Origin of the sequence: Kitasatospora sp. NPDC059577 (assembly GCF_042735475.1) — a bacterium.
Taxonomy (GTDB): Bacteria; Actinomycetota; Actinomycetes; order Streptomycetales; family Streptomycetaceae; genus Kitasatospora.
The window spans coordinates 13,451-19,145 of record NZ_JBHWBZ010000029.1; the positions used below are offsets into that span (position 1 = coordinate 13,451).

General features: G+C 72.6%; 4 protein-coding genes. All 4 read right to left on the bottom strand.

Annotated elements, in window-relative coordinates; translation table 11 throughout:
• Nucleotides 1-92: 92 nt before the first annotated feature.
• Complete coding sequence (locus ACFV0O_RS22475) at nucleotides 93-1,148, bottom strand: 2-oxoacid:ferredoxin oxidoreductase subunit beta (protein WP_380344530.1); 1,056 nt, start codon at nucleotides 1,146-1,148, stop codon at nucleotides 93-95.
• The gene (locus tag ACFV0O_RS22480; protein ID WP_360257010.1) at nucleotides 1,145-3,142 is read right to left on the bottom strand and encodes a 2-oxoacid:acceptor oxidoreductase subunit alpha; all 1,998 of its coding nucleotides are present in this window, start codon (nucleotides 3,140-3,142) and stop codon (nucleotides 1,145-1,147) included. The genes ACFV0O_RS22475 and ACFV0O_RS22480 overlap by 4 nt, the downstream gene beginning before the upstream one ends.
• 313 nt (nucleotides 3,143-3,455) lie before the next feature.
• Nucleotides 3,456-4,118: a response regulator transcription factor gene (locus ACFV0O_RS22485; protein WP_360257012.1), complete on the bottom strand. Its 663-nt coding sequence runs from the start codon at nucleotides 4,116-4,118 to the stop codon at nucleotides 3,456-3,458.
• Between the two features lie 242 nt (nucleotides 4,119-4,360).
• Nucleotides 4,361-5,371 carry a polyprenyl synthetase family protein gene (locus tag ACFV0O_RS22490; RefSeq protein ID WP_380344533.1) on the bottom strand — a complete coding sequence of 337 codons (1,011 nt, stop codon included), beginning with the start codon at nucleotides 5,369-5,371 and terminating at the stop codon, nucleotides 4,361-4,363.
• Nucleotides 5,372-5,695 lie beyond the last annotated feature (324 nt).

Below are 5,695 nucleotides of genomic sequence, written 5' to 3' on the forward strand. Positions count from 1 at the left end.
CGCGTGGCGCGGGAGCCGGCCCCCCCCCCCACCCCGCCGCGCCCCCCTCTCCCCCCCGGCGCGCCCCCCCCCCGACGCGCGTCGGGGGACGGTCAGTCCACCGTCCAGGTGTCGTTGCCGGCCAGCAGCGCGGCCAGGTCGCCCGGGCCGCGCTCGGCGGTGGCGGCGGCCAGCTGTCCTGCCATCAGCTCGTCGTAGACGGGCCGCCGGACGCTGCGCAGCACACCGATCGGCGTGTGGTGCAGGGTGTCCGCGTCGGCGATCCGGGAGAGCGCGAAGGCGGTGGCCGGGCCGGCCGCGTGCGCGTCGTGGACCAGGACGTCCGCCTCGTTCTCCGGCGTGACGGGCGCGGTGGACAACTCTCCGTCCGGGCCCCGGAAGACGCCGTTGGCGGCCTCCGCGCCGAAGCGGATCGGCTGCCCGTGTTCCAGCCGGATCAGCGCCTCGTCCCGGGTGCCGGGCTCCTTCAGCACCTCGAAGGCGCCGTCGTTGAAGATGTTGCAGTTCTGGTAGATCTCCACCAGCGCCGTGCCCTCGTGCTCGGCGGCCGCGCGCAGTACCGACTGCAGGTGCTGGCGGTCGGAGTCGATGGTGCGGGCGACGAAGGTGGCCTCGGCGCCGAGTGCCAGCGACAGCGGGTTGAACGGCGCGTCGAGCGAGCCCATCGGCGTGGACTTGGTGATCTTGCCGACCTCGCTGGTGGGCGAGTACTGGCCCTTGGTGAGGCCGTAGATCCGGTTGTTGAACAGGAGGATCTTCAGATTGACGTTCCGCCGTAGGGCGTGGATCAGGTGATTGCCGCCGATCGACAGCGCGTCGCCGTCACCCGTCACCACCCACACGCTGAGGTCCTGCCGCGAGCCGGCCAGACCGGTCGCGATCGCCGGCGCCCGCCCGTGGATCGAGTGCACTCCATAGGTATTCATGTAGTACGGGAAACGCGAGGAGCAGCCGATGCCCGAGACGAAGACGGTGTTCTCCCGTCTGATGCCGAGCTCCGGCATGAAGGACTGCACCGCCGCCAGGATCGCGTAGTCCCCGCAGCCGGGGCACCAGCGCACCTCCTGGTCGGTCTTGAAGTCCCTTGTGCCCTGTGGCTCTTCGGCCTTGGGCACCAACCGCAGGGACGGGAAGCGGTGCTCGCTCATCGGTGGTCCTCCTCGTCCAGGGTGCCGATCGCGGCCCACAGCACGTCCGCCAACTGGGCCGCCTTGAAAGGCAGTCCGCGCACCTGGTTGTAGGACTCGGCGTCCACCAGGTACTTCGCCCGCAGCAGTAGGGCGAGCTGCCCGAGGTTCATCTCGGGCACGATGACCTTCTCGTAACTCCTCAGCACCGCGCCCAGGTTGGCCGGGAAGGGGTTGAGGTTGCGCAGGTGCGCCTGGGCGACCTCGCCGCCGTCCGCGCGCACCCGGCGCACCGCCGCGGTGATCGGACCGTAGGTCGAGCCCCAGCCGAGGACCAGCACCCGGGCGTCACCGGTCGGGTCGTCCACCTCGACCGGCTTGACGGTGATGCCGTCGACCTTGGCCTGCCGGGTGCGCACCATGAAGTCGTGGTTGGCCGGGTCGTAGGAGATGTTCCCGGTGCCGTCCTGCTTCTCGATGCCGCCGATCCGGTGCTCCAGGCCGGGCGTGCCCGGCACCGCCCAGGGCCGGGCGAGGGTGTGCGGGTCCCGCAGGTACGGCCAGAAGGCGCCGTCCTCGCGGTTCGGGCCGGTCGCGAACCGCGGGTCGATCTCCGGCAGTTCGTCGACGTCGGGGATCCGCCAGGGCTCCGAGCCGTTGGCCAGGTAGCCGTCCGAGAGCAGGAAGACCGGGGTGCGGTAGGTGACCGCGATCCGGGCCGCCTCCAGGGCCGCGTCGAAGCACTCCGCGGGCGTGGCCGGGGCGACGATCGGCACCGGCGCCTCGCCGTTGCGGCCGAACATGGCCTGCAGCAGGTCCGCCTGCTCGGTCTTGGTCGGCAGGCCGGTGGAGGGGCCGCCGCGCTGGATGTCGACAACCAGCAGCGGCAGTTCGAGCGAGACCGCCAGGCCGATCGTCTCGCTCTTGAGCGCCACCCCGGGCCCGGAGGTGGTGGTCACGCCGAGCGCCCCGCCGAAGGCGGCGCCGAGCGCGGCGCCGATGCCGGCGATCTCGTCCTCCGCCTGGAAGGTGCGGACCCCGAAGTTCTTGTGCTTGCTCAGCTCGTGCAGGATGTCCGAGGCCGGGGTGATCGGGTACGAGCCCAGGTACAGCGGCAGGCCCGAGCGCTGCCCGGCGGCGATCAGCCCGTAGGAGAGGGCGAGGTTGCCGGAGATGTTGCGGTAGCGCCCGGCCGGGAGCTTGGCCGGCGGCACCTCGTAGGAGACCGCGAAGGTCTCGGTGGTCTCGCCGAAGTTCCAGCCCGCCCGGAAGGCGTGCACGTTCGCCTCGGCGATCTGCGGCTTCTTCGCGAACTTGCTGCGCAGGAACGACTCCGTGCCGTGCGTGGGCCGGTGGTACATCCAGGACAGCAGGCCCAGGGCGAACATGTTCTTCGCCCGCTCCGCGTCCTTGCGGGCCAGGCCGCTGTCCTTGAGCGCTTCCAGGGTCAGCGTGGTCAGCGGCACCTTGTGCAGGTGGAAGCCGTCCAGCGACCCGTCGGTCAGCGGGTCGGCCGCGTAACCGACCTTCGCCAGCGCGCGCTTGGTGAACTCGTCGGTGTTGACGATGATCTCCGCGCCGCGCGGCAGGTCCGGCAGGTTCGCCTTCAGCGCGGCCGGGTTCATCGCGACCAGCACGTTCGGGGCGTCGCCCGGGGTCAGGATGTCGTGGTCGGCGAAGTGCAGCTGGAAGGACGAGACGCCGGGCAGGGTGCCGGCGGGGGCGCGGATCTCGGCCGGGAAGTTCGGCAGCGTGGACAGGTCGTTGCCGAAGGACGCCGTCTCCGAGGTGAACCGGTCGCCGGTGAGCTGCATGCCGTCACCGGAGTCTCCGGCGAAACGGATGATCACCCGGTCGAGTCTGCGGATCGGCTTGGTGCGCCCGGGTGCCGGGCCGCCCGGGGAGGGTGGGCCGGCGGGCACGCCCGAACCGGGGCGCACGTCGCCGCTGCCGGCACGGGTCTCGTCGCCGTCCGAGCCGTCCACTGCCTCTGACTGATCGACCTGACTGGTCACTGCCGCGGACCTCCTAGGGCACACCACCGCGGGCGCGGCCCCGTGCCCCGTCCGCCTGGTGCACCTCCCGCATCCTATGCGGGTGGAGTCGGCCTGGGACGGAACTCCCGCGTGCGGCGGGAAATCACCGGCCCGCGCCCGTACCGCACACATGGACAACGTCCGGCCGCCGTAGATCATTCCGGATCCGGCGACCGTTCCCGGCCCCGCGGCCGCGCCCGGACCCTGCGGCCGCGCCCGTCCCCGGTGCGGCCGGCGCGTCGGCCGGGAGGCGGGCCGCGGGCCGTTCCGCGGGTCGGGCCGGGGGTGTCGGCTAGGAGTTGAGGTACGTCAGGACGGCCAGCACCCGGCGGTGGTCCTCCGGGCTCTGGGCCAGGCCCAACTTGAGGAATATGTTGCTGACGTGCTTCTCCACGGCGCCGTCGGAGACCACCAGCTGCTTGGCCACCGCCGCGTTGGTGCGGCCCTCGGCCATCAGTCCGAGCACCTCGCGCTCGCGGGGCGTGAGGTTGGCCAGAACGTCGCCCTTGCGGCTGCGGCTGAGCAGCTGCTGCACCACCTCGGGGTCGAGCGCGGTCCCGCCGTCGGCGACCCGGACGACCGCGTCGGCGAACTCCCGCACCTCGGCGACCCGGTCCTTCAGGAGATAGCCGACGCCGCGGGTGGATCCGGCCAACAGTTCAGAGGCGTAACGTTCCTCCACGAACTGCGACAGCACGAGCACGTTCAGCTGCGGGTAGTGGCCGCGCAGCTCGACGCAGGCGCGCAGGCCCTCGTCGGTGTGGCTCGGGGGCATCCGCACGTCGGACACCACGACGTCGGGCAGCGCGTCGGCCGCCGCCAGGTCGTGGATGGTCTTCACCAGGGCCTCACCGTCCCCGACACCCGCGACGACTTCCAGGCCGCGATCGGTGAGCAGCCGGGTCAGTCCCTCCCGCAGCAGTACGGAGTCCTCGGCGATGACGACGCGACGCATGGCGACCTTCCCGGCTGGGGCGAGCTGACGGAAGCCAGTCTCCCCCATCCCGGGGGCCGGTCGTCCCCGATGCGCGAACCGGCCGCCCCCGGACGCGGGTTCCGGGGCGGTCCGGCGCGAACCGGACCCGGAACGCGACCGGCCCGGGCCCGGTCGTACCGAGAGCCCGGGCCGGTCGTACCGGAAACCGCGTCAGGGGGTGCGGACGGCCGGCGCGCCGGAGCACGCGAACGGCCGGCGCGTCACATCGTGCGGATGGCCACCGCGTCGCACAGGCCCTCCAGGGCCGCCTTCGCCGCACAGTCCGGCAGCGGCGCGAGCAGCGCCCGGGCCTCCTCGGCGCGGCGCAGCGTCTCCGCGCGGGCGCGCTCCAGCGCGGGGTGGGCCCGCATCAGGCGCAGCGCCTCGGCGTGCAGCTCGTCGTCCACGAGGTCCTGGGCGAGCAGTTCGCGCAGCCGGGCGTCGTCCGGGTCCGCCGGGTCGGCCGGCATCTGCTGCAGCAGCAGGGTCGGCAGGGTGGGCACGCCCTCGCGCAGGTCGGTGCCGGGGGTCTTGCCGGACTCGTGGCCGTCGCTGGCGATGTCGAGCACGTCGTCGGCCAGCTGGAAGGCGATGCCGATCCGCTCGCCGAACTCGCCGAGGGTGTCCACCAGGGCGGGCTCGGCACCGGCCATCAGTGCTCCTATCCGGCAGGAGACCGCGATCAGCGAGCCGGTCTTGCCCTCCAGCACGTCCAGGTAGTGCAGCAGGGGGTCCGTCTCCGGGCCGGGGCCGCGGGTCTCCAGGATCTGACCGGTGACCAGCCGCTCGAAGGCCTCGGCCTGCATCCGCACGGCCTCCGGGCCGAGGTCGGCCAGCACCTGGGAGGCGCGGGAGAACAGGAAGTCGCCGGTGAGGATGGCGACCGAGTTGTCCCAGCGGGAGTTGGCGCTCGGGGCGCCGCGGCGCACCGGGGCCTCGTCCATGACGTCGTCGTGGTACAGCGTGGCCAGGTGGGTCAGCTCGACGACGACGGCGGCCGGCACCACGCCGGGCGCCCCCTGGTCGCCGAACTGGGCGGCGAGCAGCAGGAGCAGCGGGCGGAAGCGCTTGCCGCCGGCTTCGAGGAGGTGACTGGCCGTGACGGTGATGAAGGGGACGTCGCTCTTGACGGCCTCGCCGAGCGCCGCCTCCACCGCCTCCAGTCCGGCCTGGACGTCCCGGGTCAGGTCGCGGTCCTGCACGCTGAGCCCGAAGGGTTCCACGACGGTCACGAAGACCACTCCTCTGTCCCTGGTCGATCTAGCGGCCTGGTCCCTGAGTGCCGCCGCTGGCCATACAGGCAGGGTATCCGGTCGCGAGTGGATCACTGCACGGGCGTGCGGATCCTGTCATGATCGGGCCGGATGCCCTGGTCAGGGCGGCTGCGCGGGCCGTGCGGCGGTGGGGGCGAATTCGGCTGGAAATAAAGGCGGGAGAGCCGCCGGAACGCTCCGGCCCCGGCTGTCCGGCAGCGAACCCAACAAGGCCGCCCGCCACGGCCGCGCGCCCCGCCGGGAGGTCGGGGTTCGGCACTGTGACCCCGACCACCCCCCCCC